The organism is Comamonas sp. UBA7840, from assembly GCF_002501455.1.
GTDB classification, from domain to species: Bacteria; Pseudomonadota; Gammaproteobacteria; order Burkholderiales; family Burkholderiaceae_C; genus Comamonas; species Comamonas jiangduensis.
Map to the genome: position 1 here is coordinate 55,152 of NZ_DLTI01000028.1, position 18,002 is coordinate 73,153.

At 61.3% G+C, this 18,002-nt stretch carries 17 protein-coding genes; 9 read left to right on the plus strand and 8 right to left on the minus strand.

Going from position 1 to position 18,002, the window contains the following annotated elements; genetic code table 11:
• Positions 1-150: 150 nt before the first annotated feature.
• The 3 genes from B3R00_RS11910 to B3R00_RS11920 all read right to left on the minus strand — a co-directional run bounded on the left by B3R00_RS11910 (position 151) and on the right by B3R00_RS11920 (position 3,415).
• Positions 151-1,134 carry a Bug family tripartite tricarboxylate transporter substrate binding protein gene (locus B3R00_RS11910; protein WP_286999199.1) on the minus strand — a complete coding sequence of 328 codons (984 nt, stop codon included), beginning with the start codon at positions 1,132-1,134 and terminating at the stop codon, positions 151-153.
• Between the two features lie 74 nt (positions 1,135-1,208).
• Positions 1,209-2,195 carry a hydroxymethylglutaryl-CoA lyase gene (locus B3R00_RS11915; protein ID WP_286999200.1) on the minus strand — a complete coding sequence of 329 codons (987 nt, stop codon included), beginning with the start codon at positions 2,193-2,195 and terminating at the stop codon, positions 1,209-1,211.
• Positions 2,192-3,415, minus strand: a complete 1,224-nt coding sequence (locus B3R00_RS11920; protein WP_286999201.1) for a CaiB/BaiF CoA transferase family protein — start codon at positions 3,413-3,415, stop codon at positions 2,192-2,194. The genes B3R00_RS11915 and B3R00_RS11920 overlap by 4 nt, the downstream gene beginning before the upstream one ends.
• Before the next feature lie 199 nt (positions 3,416-3,614).
• On the opposite strand from B3R00_RS11920, the gene B3R00_RS11925 reads away from it, so the two are divergent.
• From B3R00_RS11925 to B3R00_RS11945, 5 genes are all read left to right on the plus strand, one after another.
• Positions 3,615-4,526, plus strand: a complete 912-nt coding sequence (locus B3R00_RS11925; protein ID WP_286999202.1) for a LysR family transcriptional regulator — start codon at positions 3,615-3,617, stop codon at positions 4,524-4,526.
• Between the two features lie 109 nt (positions 4,527-4,635).
• On the plus strand, positions 4,636-5,598 hold the full coding sequence (locus B3R00_RS11930; protein ID WP_286999203.1) for a sulfurtransferase: 963 nt from the start codon (positions 4,636-4,638) through the stop codon (positions 5,596-5,598).
• Between the two features lie 143 nt (positions 5,599-5,741).
• Positions 5,742-6,839 carry a YeeE/YedE thiosulfate transporter family protein gene (locus B3R00_RS11935; protein ID WP_219162266.1) on the plus strand — a complete coding sequence of 366 codons (1,098 nt, stop codon included), beginning with the start codon at positions 5,742-5,744 and terminating at the stop codon, positions 6,837-6,839.
• Positions 6,840-6,854: 15 nt separating this feature from the next.
• A complete protein-coding gene (locus B3R00_RS11940) occupies positions 6,855-7,022 on the plus strand; it encodes a hypothetical protein (protein WP_286999204.1) in 168 nt (55 codons plus the stop codon).
• 346 nt (positions 7,023-7,368) lie between these two features.
• Positions 7,369-9,030, plus strand: a complete 1,662-nt coding sequence (locus B3R00_RS11945; RefSeq protein WP_286999205.1) for a methyl-accepting chemotaxis protein — start codon at positions 7,369-7,371, stop codon at positions 9,028-9,030.
• 85 nt (positions 9,031-9,115) lie between these two features.
• On the opposite strand, the gene B3R00_RS11950 is transcribed toward B3R00_RS11945, so the two are convergent.
• Positions 9,116-10,648, minus strand: a complete 1,533-nt coding sequence (locus B3R00_RS11950; RefSeq protein ID WP_286999206.1) for a tripartite tricarboxylate transporter permease — start codon at positions 10,646-10,648, stop codon at positions 9,116-9,118.
• Positions 10,639-11,205 carry a tripartite tricarboxylate transporter TctB family protein gene (locus B3R00_RS11955; protein WP_286999207.1) on the minus strand — a complete coding sequence of 189 codons (567 nt, stop codon included), beginning with the start codon at positions 11,203-11,205 and terminating at the stop codon, positions 10,639-10,641. The genes B3R00_RS11950 and B3R00_RS11955 overlap by 10 nt, the downstream gene beginning before the upstream one ends.
• A gap of 210 nt (positions 11,206-11,415) precedes the next feature.
• On the opposite strand from B3R00_RS11955, the gene B3R00_RS11960 reads away from it, so the two are divergent.
• Together B3R00_RS11960 and B3R00_RS11965 are read left to right on the plus strand one after the other, a co-directional pair.
• A complete protein-coding gene (locus B3R00_RS11960) occupies positions 11,416-11,850 on the plus strand; it encodes an RNA-binding S4 domain-containing protein (RefSeq protein ID WP_286999208.1) in 435 nt (144 codons plus the stop codon).
• Between the two features lie 218 nt (positions 11,851-12,068).
• Positions 12,069-12,833: a DNA/RNA non-specific endonuclease gene (locus B3R00_RS11965; RefSeq protein ID WP_376747627.1), complete on the plus strand. Its 765-nt coding sequence runs from the start codon at positions 12,069-12,071 to the stop codon at positions 12,831-12,833.
• A gap of 83 nt (positions 12,834-12,916) precedes the next feature.
• Here the strand turns inward: B3R00_RS11965 and B3R00_RS11970 are convergent, their stop codons facing one another.
• On the minus strand, positions 12,917-13,540 hold the full coding sequence (locus B3R00_RS11970) for a LysE family translocator (RefSeq protein WP_376747626.1): 624 nt from the start codon (positions 13,538-13,540) through the stop codon (positions 12,917-12,919).
• Between the two features lie 121 nt (positions 13,541-13,661).
• On the opposite strand from B3R00_RS11970, the gene B3R00_RS11975 reads away from it, so the two are divergent.
• On the plus strand, positions 13,662-14,117 hold the full coding sequence (locus B3R00_RS11975) for an Lrp/AsnC family transcriptional regulator (protein WP_174862881.1): 456 nt from the start codon (positions 13,662-13,664) through the stop codon (positions 14,115-14,117).
• A gap of 165 nt (positions 14,118-14,282) precedes the next feature.
• Here the strand turns inward: B3R00_RS11975 and murI are convergent, their stop codons facing one another.
• Complete coding sequence (murI, locus tag B3R00_RS11980; RefSeq protein WP_286999211.1) at positions 14,283-15,152, minus strand: glutamate racemase; 870 nt, start codon at positions 15,150-15,152, stop codon at positions 14,283-14,285.
• Positions 15,153-15,293: 141 nt separating this feature from the next.
• On the minus strand, positions 15,294-15,977 hold the full coding sequence (locus B3R00_RS11985; RefSeq protein WP_284213187.1) for a c-type cytochrome: 684 nt from the start codon (positions 15,975-15,977) through the stop codon (positions 15,294-15,296).
• A gap of 266 nt (positions 15,978-16,243) precedes the next feature.
• On the opposite strand from B3R00_RS11985, the gene B3R00_RS11990 reads away from it, so the two are divergent.
• Positions 16,244-17,992 (plus strand): methyl-accepting chemotaxis protein, encoded by a 1,749-nt coding sequence (locus tag B3R00_RS11990; protein WP_286999212.1) that lies wholly within the window; start codon positions 16,244-16,246, stop codon positions 17,990-17,992.
• Positions 17,993-18,002 lie beyond the last annotated feature (10 nt).

Consider the following 18,002-nt stretch of genomic DNA (forward strand, 5'->3'; position numbering starts at 1 on the left):
AAACTGGGCTTCCAATACTTTTATATTGGAAACTCAGCATATTCATGCGCCAGCAGCTCTTATTTTTAAGTCACCGCGTGCAACGGTGGTTGTGGTGGTGGCTGCAGCAACCACCTCTCAGCCACCACACCCAGCCACCTCTGAGCCGTCTCAGTCGGCTTTGATGTTGGCCTCTTTGACCACCTTGGCCCACATCTCCCGGTCACGTGCCGCCATGGCGCCCAAGGCCTTGCTGTCCATAAAGTCTGCTGTTGCGCCCTGGTCCAGGGCTTTTTGCTTGAAAGCCGCATCGCGCAGCATGTTGCGCACATCCGCTTCCAGTTTGCTGACCACGGCAGCCGGCGTCTTGGCGGGCGCAAACAGCGCAAACCACGACGTTGCATTCACTGCGGGCAGGCCGGTTTCCGCCGTGGTGGGCGTTTGGGGCAAGCTGGGCAGGCGCTCCTTGCCGGTAACGGCCAGCACTTTGAGCTTGCCCGCCTGGATGTGCGGCATGAAAGGCGGCGCGGTGCCAAACGTCAGGTCTACCTGGCCGCCCAGCAAGTCTTGCAGCGCCGGGCCTGTGCCTTTGTAGGGCACGTGAACAATCTGAATGCCTGCCGCCTGCTCCAACTGCACGCCGGTGACGTGCTGCAAAGAGCCATTGCCTGAAGACGCGTAGTTCAGCTTCCGGGGGTTGGCCTTGGCATAGGCCACCAGCTCTTGCATGCTGTTGACTGGCAAATCACCACGCACCACCACAATTTGCGGCGCCGACAGCACATTGGCCACGGGCACAAAGTCCGCCGGCTCCCAGCTGGACTTACCCAGATGCGGCGAGATCACATGAAAGCCCGAGTACTGCATCAACAAGGTGTAGCCATCAGGCTCGGCACGCTTGACCTGCGCAGCAGCAATATTGCCGTTGCCGCCCCCTTTGTTTTCCACCACGATGGTTTGACCCAGCACCGGGCCCAGCGCTTGCGCCGCCATGCGGGCGGCTAAATCGGTCGTCCCTCCGGCAGAAGCGGGCACCACCATGCTGATGGGCTTGGTCGGATAAGCCGCTTGTGCCGCTGCCACACCGTGCAGCCCCAGGCCCAGTGCGCTCGCCAGGGCCAAGCGGCCAAATTGTTGTCGTGTCATGTAGTTCATCACGGTCTCCTTTGCTTGTTGTCTACTCGTTGTCATGGCCTGCCCCCGCAGGCCTGCTTGGCTTGCAGCCCTGCTCAAGCCAACCAGCGCGCTTGCGCGCGCGCACGGATGTCTGGCAGGGATGCCGGTGTTGGGTGCCGCTGGCTGACTGGCCCCGCCTGCACGATGGCGCTGGGCGTTGCATGCCCAATCAAGGCAGGCAAGCTGGCGGCCACCGCCGTCAGCGCGGCCAGATCCACGCCGGTGTCATAGCCCATCAACTGCAAGGCATGCACCAGCTCTTCGGTACAGGCATTACCGCTGGCCCCGGGGGCATACGGGCAGCCGCCCATGCCGCCCACCGAGGCATCAAAACGATCGCCCCCGGCCGCAATGGCCGCCAGCACATTCGCCAGCGCCATCGCCCGTGTGTCATGAAAGTGCAGCGTCAGCGTGGTCTGCGGCCAGCGCGCTTTGAAAGCACTGACCAGGGCATGCACCTGCGCGGGGTGGGCCATGCCGGTGGTGTCGCACAGCGTGATGCCTTGCACCCCCAAGTCAATAAAGCGCTGCGCCCAGCCCAGCACTTCGGCAGCTGGCACATCGCCTTCCATGGGGCAGCCAAAGCTGCAGGACAGCGACACATTCACCGCAACGCCGCCTTGCTGCGCCACGGCCACCACCTCGGCCAGCCCGGCAAACGATTGCTCGCGCAGCATGCGCAAATTGCACAGATTGTGGGTTTCGCTGGCGGACATCACCAGGTTCAGCTCGTCAGCCCCTGCCTCCATGGCGCGCTGAGCGCCTTTGATGTTCGGCACCAAGCAGGTCATCACCGTGCCGGGGCGGCGCACAATGCCGCGCAGCACCTCTTGCGCATCGGCCAGCGCAGGAATGGCCTGGGGTGAGACAAAGGCCGTCACCTCCACCTTGGCCACGCCCGCCGCAGACAAGGCATTGACCATGGCGATCTTGTCAGCCGTGGGCACAAACACAGACTCCATTTGCAGGCCATCGCGCGGCCCGACTTCCTGGATGTAAATGCGCTGCCCCCCGCCTTGCCATACAGAGGCGCCACTCATTGGATCACCCCCTGCGTGCGCAACTGCGCAATTTGCGCGGCGCTCAGGCCCATGCCCGCCAAGACTGCATCGGTGTCGTCACCCAGTTGGGGCGCACTGCTGCGGATGGTGCCCGGCGTGGCCGAGAGCTTGGGCACAATGCCCGGCACCTCTACGCTGTAGCCATCGCGCGTGGTCTGGGTCAAGATCATGTCGCGGGCGCGGTAGTGCGGGTCTTCGCAAATGTCTTTGGCCGTGTAGACGCGGCCTGCAGGCACACGGACCGCGGCCAAAGCCTCCAGCACAGCAGTAATGGTTTGCGTCTGCGTCCACGCGCCAATCGCTGCATCAATTTCTGCCACACGCGCCACGCGGCCTGCGTTGTTGGCCAAATCTGAGGCGTTGCCCAGATCGTCACGGCCAATGGTCTGCATCAGGCGCTTGAAGATGCTGTCGCCATTGCCCGCCACCAGCACCCAGCCATCGGCACAGGGGTAGGCGTTGGAAGGCGCAATCCCTGGCAGCGCACTGCCTGCGGCCTCGCGCACTGCACCAAAGGCGCTGTATTCAGGAATCAGGCTTTCCATGACGTTGAACACTGCCTCGTGCAGCGCCACATCAATCACCTGCCCTTTACCGCCGTTGACCTTGCGGTGGTACATCGCCGTCAGCACACCGATGGTGCCGTGCAGCGCTGCCAGCGTATCGCCGATGGACACGCCCACACGCACCGGCACGCGGCTGGGCTCACCCGTCAGATGGCGCAGCCCCCCCATGGCCTCGCCCACCACGCCAAAGCCTGGCAGATCGCGGTAGGGACCGGTCTGGCCGTAGCCGCTGATGCGCAAAATCACCAAGCCGGGGTTGATGGCATGCAGCTCCTGGGGCGACATGCCCCAGCCTTCCAGCGTGCCGGGGCGAAAATTCTCAATCAGCACATCGGCTTCTTGCAGCAGCTGGCGCGCCAAGTCCTGGCCCTGAGGCTGGCGCAAATCCAGCGCCACCGACTTTTTGTTGCGCGACTGCACCTGCCACCACACGGAGGTGCCTTCTTTGATCAAGCGCCAGTTGCGCAGCGGATCGCCCGCGCCCGGCGCTTCAATCTTGATCACCTCAGCGCCAAACTCGCCGAGGGTTTTGCCCGCAAAAGGGCCGGCAATCAATTGCCCCATCTCCACCACGCGCACACCGCGTAGCGCACCTTCTTGCAACCCCGCCAAGGGGTTTACCGTCTCTTGCATTGCATCTCCTTGCGGGCACACCCCGTGTGCAGCCCCGCTTGCTGGCCATCATGCAAAAGCAGCACGGTTTTACAAAACGCTGTTTCGCGAAAATGCCATCGCATTTCAGCATAGCCACCACAAAACCAAGTACTTTCCCTTATGAAAACCTGGCATACAGAACATCTGCCTTGCTGTTTAAGCACAGCAAAATCGACCTATGCGACTGGACCCTCTCTCTTTGCGCTTGTTTGTGGCCGTGATGGAAGAACAAGCGATTGCCCGCGCCGCGGCGCGCGAACATATTGCGACCTCGGCAGCCAGCCGCCGGCTCAGCGAGCTCGAAGCACAGCTGCAGGTGCGGCTGTTTGAGCGCAGCAACCGCGGCATCTGCCCCACGCCAGCGGCCTACACCCTGCTGGATTTGGCGCGCAATGTGCTGGGAGAAATGGACGGCATTGGCCGCCAGATGCGCGAGTACGGCATGGGCATGCGCGGCCATGTGCGCGTGGTGGCCAATATTTCGGCCATCACCCAGTTCTTACCTGCCCAACTGCAAAGCTTTATGGCCCAGCACCCGGAAGTGCAGGTGCATTTGCAAGAAAAAATCAGCAGCGAAATTGCCTTGGCCGTGGCGCAAAACACGGCCGACTTTGGGATCTTGAATGCCGGGCATTACGGCGGCGATTTGCGCTACATCCCCTACCGCACGGATGAGCTGGTGCTGGTTGCCCCCAGCGGCCACCCGCTGACCCAGCAAGCCAAGGTGCGCATGCAGCAAGCACTGACTTATGACTTTGTCGGCGCACACATGGGCAGTGCCTTGAATGGCCTGCTCACCCGCAGCGCCGCCCAGCTGGGGATGCCGCTGAAGCTGCGCATCCAGGTCACCAGCTACGACGCCTTGTGCCTGATGGTGGCTGCGGGCCTGGGCGTAGGGGTGCTGCCGCGCAAAAGTGCAGCGCTGTATGTCAACAGCCTGGGCCTGCAGACGGTGGCCCTGGACGAACCCTGGGCACAGCGCCAGCTGGTGCTGTGCATGCGCTCTTACGAAGCGCTGCCCGGCGCGGCGCAGTCTCTGCTGCACCACTTGACCGACCCCAGCTCCGACAGCAGGCCCCTTATTCCTTGAAGTTATATGTTTGCAATAGATCGGTCGTTCCTCTGTGGGCACTGAAGGCGGACAATCGGGGCCATAAGTCTTTTTGTAAGTGCTTGCATTGCACGCAAACACCATCGCCATGCCTTCTTCTAAAACATTGATTGCTTTTTCGCTGTGCCTGAGCGCCAGTGGCTGGGCTTTGGCCGCAGAGCCATTGCTCACACCACAGCAACTGGCCGCACTGCTGCCCCAAGCCCAAGCCTCCGCCACCGTGCGCGTGATCGACATCCGCGACCCCAAAAGCTTTGCAGAAAACCACATCCCCGGTGCGGTCAACGCCCCCTACGGCCAATGGCGCGGCCCTGCCACCAACCCTGGCGAGTTGCCCGACCACGCCAAGCTGGTTGCGCTGCTGCAGTCGCTGGGCTTGAAGGCGGACAGCCATGCCGTGGTGGTCTCCAACGGCAAAGACGCCACCGACTTTGGCGCCATGGCCCGCGTGTACTGGACCTTGAAATCGCTGGGGCTGAAGGAGCTGTCCATCGTCAACGGCGGCATGCAAGCATGGAATGCCGCCAAGCTGCCGCTGTCTACGCAGCCCGTCAAAGTGGCGCCCAGCAGCTACGCGCCCACGTTTGATGCGACATGGCTGTCCACCCGCCAAGATGTGCAGCAAAGCCTCAAGCTGAGCAATGCGGTGCTGGTGGACTCACGCCCCGATGCCTTCTACCAAGGCAAAACCCAGGCACCTGCCGCCAAGCTAGCGGGCACTTTGCCCGGCGCGGTGCAGCTGGACTTTAACCAGTGGTTTGAGCCCAAAACCGCCCTCTTTGTCGACACCGCCAAGGCCAAGCAAATTGCCGCCCAAATTCAGGTACCCGAAGGGCAAAGCGCCGTCGCGTTTTGCAACACCGGCCATTGGGCTGCGACAGACTGGTTTGGTCTGAGTGAAGTGGCAGGCATTCCCAACGTGAAGCTATACGCCGGATCGATGGTGGACTGGACGCAGCAGCCCGACTTTCCCCAGCTGCAAAACGCTCCCGGCCGAGGTGAGCAATTGCTGCGCTCCACCAAGCAGTGGTGGGAGCGCAAGTTCAACTGAACGCATGGCACAACAATAAAAAAGAGCGGCTAGCGTACGTATTTCATAGGTTTCAAGCATAAAACACTTGGAAATCTAGATAAATAAAGCACTAGCAGCTCATGTTTTTTGAATAAGAAGATTTTTCGAGAGGCGGTTTCGCAATGAAGCGTTTACCTTTGGCCATCCTGATGGCCGTGTTTTTTGGCTGGCTGTTGTGGTCGGTCTCCGTGCGCCAGGCGGCGTTGTTTGCCGTGGGCATTGGGCTGGGCGCTGTGCTGGCAGGCAAGCGCTTTGGCTTTACCACCGGCTGGCGCATGCTGGTGGAAGACAAAGACCCCTCGGGCGTCTTTGGCCAGTTGCTGCTGCTGGCATTGGCAGCCTGCTTGGCCATGCCGCTGCTGGGCCACTTTCCTGAATTGACCGCAGCGCTGGGCCCGCCCAGCGTGAGCTTGATCGTCGGCGCGTTTGTGTTTGGCCTGTGCATGCAAATTGCCGACGGCTGCGGCAGCGGCACCTTGTACAAGGCAGGCCTTGGCATTCCCATGAACGCCGCCATCTTGCCGGTGTTTGCGATTGGCAGCTTTCTGGGCAGTGTGCATCTGGGCTGGTGGCTGGACTTGGGCCGTGCAGCGCCCGTGGGTCTGGTCACCGCATGGGGCTGGGATGTGGCCTTGGCCGCCACACTGGCAGGCCTGGCCGTGGTGGCTGCCGGCGTGAGCTTGTACTGCAAGCGCGCCAACTTGCAAGCGGGGCGCGCACCCAAGCCTTTGTTTGTGCGCAAATGGATCGTGGGCGCCGTGCTGCTGGCCCTGCTGGCCACACTGAATCTGGTGATTGCAGGCCAGCCCTGGGGCGTGGTCTACGGCTTTGGTCTGTGGGCCGCCAAAATTGCCAATGCCACTGGCGCCATGGATGTGGGCAGCACCTGGTTCTGGAGCCAGCCTGGCAACGCCCTGCGCCTGAGCGAGACGGTGCTGCTGGACGTGACCTCCATCACCAACATCGGCATCTTGGCCGGTGCCCTGTGGGTGAGCGCCTCCACACCCGCCAGCAGCAAGCCTTTGAGCGGCAAGCAATGGGCGGTGGCGCTGATTGCCGGCCTGGTGCTGGGCTACAGCTCGCGCCTGGCGTTTGGCTGCAACGTGGGCGCCATGTTCTCGGGTATCTCCACAGGCTCCATCCACGGCTGGATCTGGGTGCCACTGGCGTTTGCAGGCACCATTTTGGGTCTGCGCATTCGCCGCCATTTTGGCTTCTAAGAAAGGATGGACGCCATGACACACACAAACACGCTGCGCGCTGTCTTTTGGGCGCTGCTGGTAATTTTCTTGGTGTGGGACTTTCACACCTCCCCCCCGGTAGATTTGCGCTTTGAGGCGCCCCTGATTGCTGCGGGCTCTGGCGTGGCCGTGCAAGGTGGCCACTGCTCCATGCCCGACTAAGCACCTACCCACTTCGGTGCCAAGGCCGCTTTTGCGGCCTTTTTTATGCCCGCACGCCCTCGAAACACCCCCCACCTCCAGCAACATCGCCCCTCAAGAACACCGGCATCGCGATGGAAGATTTCATCGCAATCTGCGTACAAATGACGACCAAACGCGGCGATTCACGCCAAAAGAAACAAAAAAACATGGGGGTATACCCCTTTTCAATGTAACCAAAAGAACATTTCCATTAACAATCTGCCACAATTTCATGCATATCGTGGGCAGGCTTTATGCATTCGCCACAGGCTCCGGCACATGTGACTCACATGTGCTCACTACTGAAGAGAAACAGGTTTAAGACATGCAAGCAATGAGAGATCTGAGTATCCGCGCCAAGCTGTGGCTTTTGGTCGGTGGACTGCTGGTATTGACAGTCGCGATCACCTTGGCAATGGTTCAGCAGCTCCATGCCAGCAACCAACGCTTAGAAGATATCTATAGCAACCGCGTGTTGCCCATGCAGCAACTCAAGCTGATCTCCGATGGCTATGGCATCAAGCTCGTGGAAGTCACCAACAAGGTGTACAACCAGCAAATCCTGGCGGAGTCTGGCAAAGAAGATCTGTCAAAAATCAAAGTCAGTGCAGAGGCTGCCTGGAAGGATTACCTCTCCACACATATCACCGAAGAAGAAAAAGCTCTGGCTGACCGTGTAGGAGTCTTGCTGGATGCTCTGGCACCACGCATTGATGATTTGCTGCGCCTGTTTGACCAGCAAGACCACGAGTCGCTGGGCTCTTTCATCGAATACCGCCTGTTCCCCAATGTCAGCCCCTTGGCAGCCAACTTGCAACAGCTGTCCGCGCTGCAAGAAAAGCTGGCCATGCAGGCCTATGAAGAAGCACAGGCAGAGTTGCAGCGCGCCATCATCTTGGTGGCTGCTGCCGTGGTGGTGGTACTGGTGCTGGCCTTGCTGAGCGCCATCTTGATCATCCGCACCATCACCCGCAGTCTGGACAGCGCGGTGCATGTGGCCGAGACAGTGGCCAAGGGTGATTTGAGCTCCAAGATTGAAGTCACATCAAAAGACGAACTGGGCCGCTTGATGCAGGCGCTCAAGGGGATGAATGACAACCTGATTGGCATCGTCAACCGCATCCGCGAGAGCAGCGAATCGATCGCTACCGGCTCTACCGAAATCTCGACCGGCAACAACGATTTGTCGCAGCGCACCGAAGAACAAGCCAGCAACTTGCAGCAAACCGCTGCCAGCATGGAGCAGTTGGCCTCTACCGTGCGCAACAACACCGACAACGCGCACCAAGCCACAGCCCTGGCGCGCGACGCTGCCCAAACCGCCAGCCAAGGCGGCGAAGCCATGGAGCAAGTCACACGCACCATGGAGACCATCTCCACCAGCTCACGCAAGATTGCCGACATCATTGGCGTGATCGATGGTATTGCCTTCCAGACCAACATTTTGGCGCTGAACGCCGCCGTCGAAGCGGCCCGCGCCGGTGAGCAAGGTCGCGGCTTTGCCGTGGTGGCGGGTGAAGTGCGTGCTTTGGCGGGCCGCAGCGCCGAAGCGGCCAAGGAAATCAAACAACTGATTCAGCAAAGCGTGAACCAAGTGAGTGAAGGCACACGCTTGGTCGGCGTCACCGGCCAAACCATCGCCGACGTGGTGCGTCAGGTGCAAAGCGTTTCCACACTGATTCAAGAAATCAGCAACGCCAGCCAGGAGCAAAGCCAGGGCACCGGCCAAGTCAGCGACGCGATTGCGCAGCTGGACCAGGTCACCCAGCAAAACGCGGCCTTGGTGGAAGAAAGCGCAGCCGCCGCCAGCAGCCTCAGCCACCAGGCTGCAGAGCTGAACCAGCTGGTCTCCACCTTCAAAACGGGCACCGGCACCTCGGCACGCTTTGCAGCGCTGTCACCCCAATTAGCGCCTGCAAGCGCTGCCAGCGCCAAAGCCAGCCGCACGACAAAAACCGAGGAGCAAGAGCCCTTGATGCTCCACTAAGCACCGCACACCACAAAAAGGCCTTGGCATGCACCAAGGCCTTTTTTTATGCGATTGCAGCGCACCCGCCGCGTGCGCAAGCTCGCTACAGCTGCTCTTGCTGCGCCGCAGCGCGTGCCTGTGCCATACGGTGATTGGCCCAGCCTTGCAGCGCCCGTGGCAACACCACCAGCGCCACCACGGCCATCAACAGGGCCAGTGCCAAGGGCTGCTGCACAAAAATCGCCAGGCTGCCATTGCCCACCGCCACGGCTTGGCGCAGTTGCACCTCGGCCAGCGGGCCCAGCGCCACACCGATCACCAGCGGCGTCAGCGGAAAATCAAAGCGCCGCATGGCCACGCCCAGCAACCCCATGCCATAGAGCAGCAACAGATCACCCACGCTCTGGCGCATGCCATAAACACCCGCAGCCGCCAGCACCAGCATGGCGGCGTACAGCTGTGGACGCGGTATGCGCAGCAACATGGTCCACATCCGCACCATGGGCATATTCAGCACCCACAACATGGCATTGCCAATGAACAACGAAGCAATCAGCACCCAGACAAAGCTGTGGCCACTGGTAAACCACTGTGGCCCCGGCAACACCCCATAGTTTTGAAACGCACCCAGCATCACCGCCGTGGTGTTGCTGGTGGGAATTCCCATCACCAGCAGCGGTATCAGCGCTGCCGTCACCGTGGCATTGTTGGCTGCCTCGGGGCCTGCCACGCCTTCAATCGCGCCCTCACGCCCAAACTCCGCGCGGTAGGCATCGCGCACCATGTAACGCTCGGAGGCATAGCTCACATAGGTGGGCATATCAATACCGCCGATAGGCACACAACCAAAAGGTGCCCCAATCACGGTGCCGCGCAGCCAAGGCCGCCAGGAGCGCTTCCAGTCTTGGGTCGACATGCGCACGCGGCCTACGGTATTCAAGGTGCGGCGCACCCGGCCTTCGAACATGGCGGCATGCAACACCTCTGCCACGACAAACAGGCCCACCGCCACCAACACCATATCGATACCGTCGAGCAACAACGGCCAGCCTGCAGTCCAGCGCTCCACCCCAGTGACCGAGTCTGCACCCACGCATGCCAGCGCCAGCCCCACAAACAAGGCCGTCATGCCCCGCAAGGTGCTTTTACCAATCGCCGCGCTGACAGCACCCAGCGCCATCACCATGAGCATGAAGATTTCTGCGGGCCCCAGGCGACTGGCAATCCCTGCTACCCAAGGTGCTACCCACACCACCAGCAGCGCCGCCAGCGTGCCCGCCAGCCACGAGCCAATCGCCGCCGTCGCCAGCGCCACGCCTGCACGCCCGTTCAAGGCCATGCGGTTGCCTTCCATGGCGGTGACCATGCTGGCGCTTTCCCCCGGTATATTGAGCAAGATGGAGGTGGTTGATCCGCCATACATGCCCCCGCAGGCAATCGCAATAAAAAAGATGAAAGCCTGGGTGATGTCGACATGGAAAGTCATAGGCAACAGCAGCGCTACGGCCACCGAAGGCCCAAAGCCCGGCAGGACCCCCAGCGCCGTACCCAGCACACACCCCGCCAAAGCCCAGGCCAAATTCTCAGGGGTGGTGGCAACAGCCAGCCCCTGCCACAAGGCATGTATCACATCCATGGCAACCACCCCGCAGGCAAACTGACGCCCAGCACCTTCGTAAAAAGTACGTACACCACGGCAGCCAGCAGCAGCCCGACCGCCCCATCCGTCACCAAACAGATGCCACGCACACCCAGCCCCGGCTGCTCTGCAGCACGCAAGCCCTGCAAAGCCAGCACGTAGCACAGCGCGGCAGCACAGACAAAACCGCTTTGCCGAATCAGCAAGGCACACAGCAGCAGCCCTGCGGTCACCCACACCCATGGCGTAATCTGAAAATGGGCCGCGCTGGTGGACGCTGGCAGATGGCGCCAGCCCCCATGCAGCGCCTCCCAGACCAGCCACCCACCACACAAGACCAGCACGCCAGCACACAAGCCCGGCACCAGACGCGCTCCGCCATCCAGTTGCAGGGGTTGTGCAGGCAACTGCCAGGTAGCCCAGGCCAGCACCACCGCCACCACAGCAATCACCACACCCACCGCAATTTGCCATGCAACTGCAGGCGGTGGCGCCACCGGCCCTGGCTCTCCCTGCAAAGTCTGCGCAGGCGCTGCTGCGTCTTGTTCAGTCATACGTCACACCCTTTTGTCTGGATTGCATTGCCAAACCATGCAGCGCAAGGCTGCCACCTGTGCCGTGGCGCCGTTCTGCGCAGGATCAAGCTTGTTTGGCTGCTGCATCATCCCGTTCATCGGCATCTGCACAGCCGGTAAAAACCCGGATGGCGCCATGCCTGCCACGTTCAAGCCACGACTGCCGCAGGCATCCACGACAATGTGCGCATGAGTGAAATTTCTTCCATGCGACTCGATAAATGGTTGTGGGCGGCGCGTTTTTACAAAACTCGCAGCCTGGCCGTGGAACAAATCAGCAAAAACCGTGTGACGGTCAATGCAGCGGCCGCCAAAGCCTCGCGCGAAGTGCGTGTGGGCGACACCGTTGCCCTGCGCCAAGGCAATGTGCCCAAAACCGTCCGGGTAATGGGTTTGAGTGCCATGCGTGGCCCTGCGCCCGTGGCCCAGCAGCTCTACCAGGAAACCGCAGAGAGCGTGGCCGAGCGCGAGCGTCTGGCTGAGCAGCACCGCCTGGCACCCGAGCCAGCCAGCACCATCGCACTGCAACACGATGGCCGCCCCAGCAAACGTGATCGCCGCAGCATGGATCGCGTACGCCACCAATGGAATGACCGCTGGAGTGCCAGCTGGGATGGCAACTAACCCAACGTCAGCGCGTTGCTTGCAGCGCGCTGACAATGCCGCGCCACAGTGCGCACACAGATAACCGTTCGTCGGAACTTTTTTGCAAAAGCTGCTCCAATCCCTTGCTATTGATTTGTGAACATCAGCCGTAATGGCGGCAAGGGATTTCAGTGATTTTTCAAAAGTTTTCAGCGCGCAGTGCACGCGCTGTCGTGGCATCCGCTTTGGGTGCCGCTTTGTTAAGTGCCTGTTTAAGCAACACTTCTTCCACCCCCTCCTCTGCGACACCCGGCCCTGCAGCGCCAGCGCCCCATGCATCTGCCGCAGCACCAGCCACCAGCCAGCACTTTTCAGCGTGCCGCCAGTTTTTTGCGGCAGGTGAACCGCCTTCCATCGCCCCCCAGCCCAAGCTGCGCGACCTGTGCTTTGATGCATTTGCCATCCTGCACAACGGCAACACCCGCACCCCCCTGTTTGTGGCACAGCGCCTGAACAAAACGCTGGTGGCCGATGCCGATGAAAAGCGCACCAACAAGTTCTATGCCGACGCCCGCCTGCCCCGCGCCGAACGTGCAGAGCTGAACGACTACAAACGCTCTGGCTATTCCCGTGGCCACATGGCCCCGGCTGCCGATATGCCCACGGCCCAAGCCATGGCGCAAAGCTTTTCGCTGGCCAATATGGTGCCCCAGTCCATCAAGCAAAACAGTGGCCCTTGGGCGCAGATTGAAAAAGACACGCGCCGCTACGCCGCCCGCGCCAAAGGGGATGTGTATGTCATCACCGGCCCGGTCTTTGATGCACAGCCTGCGACCGTGGGCGATAACCGCGTGGCCGTCCCCACCTACCTGTACAAGCTGGTGTATGACGCCAGCAGCAACCGTGCCTGGGCCCACTGGCAAGCCAACCGCGACGATGAACGCGTGAGCCCCCCCATCAGCTATGCAGAGCTGGTCAAGCGCACCGGCATAGAGCTGCTGCCCGGCGTGCAGCCCCAGTAATCACGGGCATGCACCTGTAAAAAAAGCGCTCCCCAAGAGCGCTTTTTTGATGCACGGCCCATTCATCGCCGGTACACAGCGCCCTAAAGAGCTGGGGTCGCACCCAGCCACAGTTGCTCTGCCATCAGCATGGCGGCAATACCCACCATCAACCCGCCAGACACCCGCGACACCGATTGCGCCGCTGCAGGCCGCGCACCCAGCACGCGCTGCGAGCCCAGGCCCACCCCCATATAGACCACAGCACAGCTGGCCGCGTGCAAGCCCCCCAGCACCACAATTTGCAGCGCCACCGGCCACTGCGCGGTTTGCTGCACAAACTGGGGCAGCAAGGCCAGCAACAGCAGCAACTGCTTGGGGTTCAAGCCACTCACACATGTGCCCTTGGCCAGCCAGTGCCAGGAGGTGTCATTCCCCTGCGCCTGGCCTGCATGGGCGGCACCCGGGCTGCGCCACATCGCCACGCCCAGCCACAGCAGATAGGCCGCGCCCAGCACCGTAATGGCCGTCAGCACCAGCGGGTGCTTGGCCACCAGTGCCCCCACGCCTGCCGCAACCGCCAAGGTAGCCAGCATGGCCCCCAAGGCCAACCCCAGCACGGCAGGCGCCACTTTGGAACGCCCACGCAAGCCCGCCGAAATGGCATAGGCCCAGTCGGCCCCCGGCGTCACCACCAGAAGCAAGGAAACGGCCCAAAACGCGGCCATCATGGTCACTGACACAGCACACCTACACAGGTTTTTGAAAGCAGCAAGGATAGGAAGATCAGCGGAAAATGTGCTCCCTATAACTTCCCCAAAAATTCTAGATTTTGGAAAATTTCACCCCATGAATGCCTTGGATCGAAAAATTCTTGCTGAACTCGAAAACGACGGGCGATTAACCGTCACCGAACTGGCAGAACGGGTGGGCTTGAGCCTCTCGCCCTGCCACCGGCGCGTGCGTGCGCTGGAGGAATCCGGCGTCATCCGGGGCTACCGCGCCCAGCTGGACGCATCGGCGCTGGGGCTGGAATTTGCCGCGCTGGTGTTTGTGACGCTGACGGGCAGCAAAGCCGTGGCAGAGTTTGAGCAGGCCGTTGCCCAGCTCGAAAACGTGGTGCAGGCCCAGCGCCTGTTTGGGGAACCTGACTACCTGCTGCACGTGGTGGCGCATGACCTACCTGCTTTTCAGCGCTTTTATGACGAGCGCCTCACCGCCCTGCCGGGTATGCACCGCATGACATCCACCTTGGTCATGAAAGAAGTGGTGGCCAACCGCCCGCTCACTGCAGCGATGGACTGAGCACCCCTGCGCAGGCACTCGGATTGGCTCGCTGCCGGCGCATGGGGTTGAGGCTTAAATAAGCCTCTAGCGCAGATGCAGCTTGCGCAAGCAGCTATCTATTTTTTTCAACATCCTTCGGCCGTGCAATGGCTGCTGTCAGCGGCTATCAGCTGCTGAAGCGGGCTACACCTGCACCGTCGCGCAGCAGCTGGCAGGCAGTTGCAACCAGCGCTGGGCCGCTGCTTGCAGCGAGGGCAAAGAGCCCGTCGTCATCAACCGGATCTGATGGGCTTGCGCACAGGCATCGGGGGGCGTCTGCGCAGGCTCGGGGCGCAAACGCTGCTGCTGCGCCAGCAAGCGCCGCGTCTGGCGCGCCACGGGGGCCCCCGTGTCAATCAGTTGCACCTCCGGCCCCAGCAAGGCCCGCAACTCCTCTTTGATGAAGATGTAATGCGTGCAACCCAGCACCAGCGTATCCATCTCACCAGTTTTCAAGCCAAATTGGCCTAAAGCGCTGATGTAGCGTGCGCTGAGTGCTTCAATTTCTGAAGTTTCACCAGCCGCTTCTGGCTGCTGCAAAGTGCTCAGCTCAATGGCGCGCGCCAAGCCATCGCAGGCTTGCACATGAAACTGCACGTTCTGGCCATGCTCGATCAGCAGCTTGCGAAAGCGGCGACTCTCTACGGTGCCCCGCGTTGCCATCACCCCCACATGCTGGGTCTGGCTGGAAGCCGCTGCCGGCTTGATGGCGGGCTCCACCCCAATCAGCGGCAACTGCGGCATGGCCGCCCGCAGGGATTCCACCGCCGCAGCGGTGGCCGTGTTGCAGGCAATTACCAGCGCCTTGATGCCGTGCTGCGCCTGCAAATGCTGGGCAATCGCGTGGGTACGCGCCTGCACAAAAGCATCGCCACGCTCACCGTAGGGCGCGTTGCCGCTGTCTGCAAGGTAGACGAAATGTTCATGGGGCAACTCGCGGCGCAGTGCTTGCAACACGCTCAAGCCGCCAATACCGCTGTCAAAAACGCCAATCGGCGAGGTCGCCAAAGTCATGGAGCAACAAATAGGGTTGTGCAAATAACCGCCAAGTATGCGCCCGTACCCAGCCCTGTGCGGCCCTCAGCAACAACAAGCCCCTGCAGGCACATGCCATGCAGGGGCGGTGGACGGTGCATCGCCTGCAGCGGCGGGCAATTACGGCATGGTTTCCAGATACGTGGCCAAGGCCTGAATGTCTTGGTCTGACATACCCTTGGTCACAAACGCCATGTTCGGGTCAGAGCGCACGCTGCTGCCGTCACGGTAGCGTTTCAAGGTGAGATCGACGTACCCAGCGTGCTGGCCCGCAATGCGGGGCAAACGCTCGTTGCCATGGCCGTTGGCAGCGTGGCAGTTGATGCAAATACGCTCGTAATACGCTTTGCCGCGCGCATGCATTGCCGCATCTTTGGGCGGGCGGGGGGCCAGCTTTTCTTTCTCATAAAACAGCACCATGCCCACCATTTCATCGCGGTTCATGGCTTTCAAAATGCCTTCCATGAAGGCGTTCTTGCGCGTGCCTTGTGAAAACTGGCGAATCTGCTCCACCAGATAAGCCGGGTTTTGCCCATCCAGGTAAGGCACTTCCAAAATGGCCTGGCCGTTTTGACCACCGTGGCAATTGACACACACTGCCGCCACTTTTTTGCCCAGGCCATAAAGCTTTTGTCCCAGCTCGGGGTTGGCCTGCGCTTCGTGCAAGCGCGCCTGCAAGTCGGCCTGGGTGATGGTTTTGCCCGCCTGCGCATAGGCCACAGGTTGCAGCGCGAACGCCAGCAAAACGGCACCGACAGCGGTTGTGAAACAAAAGTGCAAAGAGGCGAAAGAGCGCAAATGCATGAGCAAATCCAGGGCGTGCAGCAAGGTGTAACCGTTTCATTATCTGCACATCGCTGCGCATTACCAGCCGCTGCAACAAGCTGACCAAAGCTTGATCTAGCGCCTTGCCAAAGATGCCAAACCACGCTCTCACTTGCCATCGGCAAGGGGCATCAATGGGCGTATGCCCCAATACGCACCGTCTCACATTTGGTTTCAACTGCAATTTCGCACGGTCGTGCTTTTACAAGTGCAGCGCCGCTATTTCCTCCACCAGACAAACCGCCATGAAGCACCTCAGTGTGACGACAAAGCTGTGGCTCGGCGTTGGCAGCATTGTGCTGGGCGCCATCGTGATCGTGGGCCACGCCGGCTACAACTCCGCCAGCCACCAAAAGCAGTTCAACGAACAAGACCGCCTGCTGTCGCAGCGGCTGGATCAAGCCGCGCAATGGAGTGCGCTGGCCCAGGTCAACATCGTACGCACACAAGCCGCGCTCTCCAGCAGTGATGCACAGGAGGCAGCCGAGCTGGCCACGCAAATCAGCGCCACCCAGCAAGTGATTGCCACGCTGCAGCAAGCTTTGCAGGCCAGCAGCACCGGCAGCCAGGACCAGGCAGCGCTGCAACAGCTGGCGCAACTGCGCCAAACGATGCTGTCGCTCACCGAGCAAGCCCAGCGCAGCAAAACGAATCCAGGCGCTGCGCCTGCCGAGCTGCAAACCGCCCGCAGCAGCCTGCGCCAAGCCGCTCAGGCCTACGCCAGCGCCCTGCAGCAATACGTGCAGCAGCAAACCCAGCAGCTTGCACAAATGCGCGCCGACATGGGCGCTGCCCGCCAAGGCGTGGTGCGCGCGGCTGCCATCCACATGGTGTTTTTGCTGCTGGGCATTGCTGTGGGCGCCTATTTGCTGATTGGCAGCATTCGCCACTCCATGCAACAGGCCAACCAGATTGCCGAGCAGATTGCCGCTGGTGATTTGCGCTCGAATTTTGGTGAAGACGTGCGCCACGACGAATTTGGCCAGTTGCTGCAGTCGCTGCAGCGCATGAGCCAGTCGCTGTCCAGCATGATGGAGGATGTGCGCCAAAGCGACGATGCCATCACCTTGGCCAGCAGCGAGATCGCCTCGGGCAACCAAGACTTGTCGCAGCGCACCGAAGTCACCTCCAGCCACCTGCAGCAAGCCGCTGCGGCCATGCTGCAACTGACCCAGACCCTGCAAGCAACCGCCAGCAGCGCCCAGCACGCCGCAGGTTTGGCGCAACAAGCCTGCGGCGTGGCACAGCGCGGCGGCACGGTGGTACACCAAGTGGTGGAGGCCATGACCGACATCCACAGCAGCAGCCAAAAGATTGCCGACATCATTGGGGTGATTGACGGCATTGCCTTCCAAACCAATATTCTGGCGCTGAACGCCGCCGTAGAAGCCGCCCGCGCCGGTGAGCAAGGCCGGGGCTTTGCCGTAGTGGCCGCCGAAGTGCGCACGCTGGCCCAGCGCAGTGCCCAAGCCGCCAAAGAAATCAAAACCCTGATTCAGGCTTCGGTTGACCGTATTGCCGACGGCGCCAGCCTGGTGCAAAGCGCAGGCAGCACCATGACCGAGGTGGTGCAATCCATTCACCGCGTCACCGAAGTCATGCACACCATCAACACCAACGCGGCCGAGCAGCGCGATGGCGTGGCCCAGGTGAACGAAGCCGTGGGTTCCCTGGACCAAATGACCCAGCAAAACGCCGCCCTGGTCGAGCAAAGTGCCGCCGCCGCACACAGCCTGCGCGCGCAGTCGGAACATCTGCGCGAGCTGGTGCAGCGCTTCAAGGTGCAGGCTGTAGCCCCCAGCGCCCTCGCACGGCCCACAAGGGCTCAGGCGGTGCTACCCCGCCCCCAACAACCAGCGCCCCCTTGCACACCTTGGCTGCACGCAAGCCCCAGCCGGCCAGTGCCGGGGTGGAATAGCACCCGATGCAGATCAGCAAAACGCAAGTTTCATAGCTACCAGCGCTTGCCCAGTAAGCACCACAGTCATATTTGACACCAAGCTT

Excerpts from the sequence above, each read along its gene's own strand:
- B3R00_RS11910 (WP_286999199.1), bottom strand. The coding sequence starts at position 1,134 with ATGAACTACATGACACGACAACAATTTGGCCGCTTGGCCCTGGCGAGC.
- B3R00_RS11915 (WP_286999200.1), bottom strand. The coding sequence starts at position 2,195 with ATGAGTGGCGCCTCTGTATGGCAAGGCGGGGGGCAGCGCATTTACATC.
- B3R00_RS11920 (WP_286999201.1), bottom strand. The coding sequence starts at position 3,415 with ATGCAAGAGACGGTAAACCCCTTGGCGGGGTTGCAAGAAGGTGCGCTA.
- B3R00_RS11925 (WP_286999202.1), top strand. The coding sequence starts at position 3,615 with ATGCGACTGGACCCTCTCTCTTTGCGCTTGTTTGTGGCCGTGATGGAA.
- B3R00_RS11930 (WP_286999203.1), top strand. The coding sequence starts at position 4,636 with ATGCCTTCTTCTAAAACATTGATTGCTTTTTCGCTGTGCCTGAGCGCC.
- B3R00_RS11935 (WP_219162266.1), top strand. The coding sequence starts at position 5,742 with ATGAAGCGTTTACCTTTGGCCATCCTGATGGCCGTGTTTTTTGGCTGG.
- B3R00_RS11940 (WP_286999204.1), top strand. The coding sequence starts at position 6,855 with ATGACACACACAAACACGCTGCGCGCTGTCTTTTGGGCGCTGCTGGTA.
- B3R00_RS11945 (WP_286999205.1), top strand. The coding sequence starts at position 7,369 with ATGCAAGCAATGAGAGATCTGAGTATCCGCGCCAAGCTGTGGCTTTTG.
- B3R00_RS11950 (WP_286999206.1), bottom strand. The coding sequence starts at position 10,648 with ATGGATGTGATACATGCCTTGTGGCAGGGGCTGGCTGTTGCCACCACC.
- B3R00_RS11955 (WP_286999207.1), bottom strand. The coding sequence starts at position 11,205 with ATGACTGAACAAGACGCAGCAGCGCCTGCGCAGACTTTGCAGGGAGAG.
- B3R00_RS11960 (WP_286999208.1), top strand. The coding sequence starts at position 11,416 with ATGAGTGAAATTTCTTCCATGCGACTCGATAAATGGTTGTGGGCGGCG.
- B3R00_RS11970 (WP_376747626.1), bottom strand. The coding sequence starts at position 13,540 with ATGGCCGCGTTTTGGGCCGTTTCCTTGCTTCTGGTGGTGACGCCGGGG.
- B3R00_RS11975 (WP_174862881.1), top strand. The coding sequence starts at position 13,662 with ATGAATGCCTTGGATCGAAAAATTCTTGCTGAACTCGAAAACGACGGG.
- murI (WP_286999211.1), bottom strand. The coding sequence starts at position 15,152 with ATGACTTTGGCGACCTCGCCGATTGGCGTTTTTGACAGCGGTATTGGC.
- B3R00_RS11985 (WP_284213187.1), bottom strand. The coding sequence starts at position 15,977 with ATGCATTTGCGCTCTTTCGCCTCTTTGCACTTTTGTTTCACAACCGCT.
- B3R00_RS11990 (WP_286999212.1), top strand. The coding sequence starts at position 16,244 with ATGAAGCACCTCAGTGTGACGACAAAGCTGTGGCTCGGCGTTGGCAGC.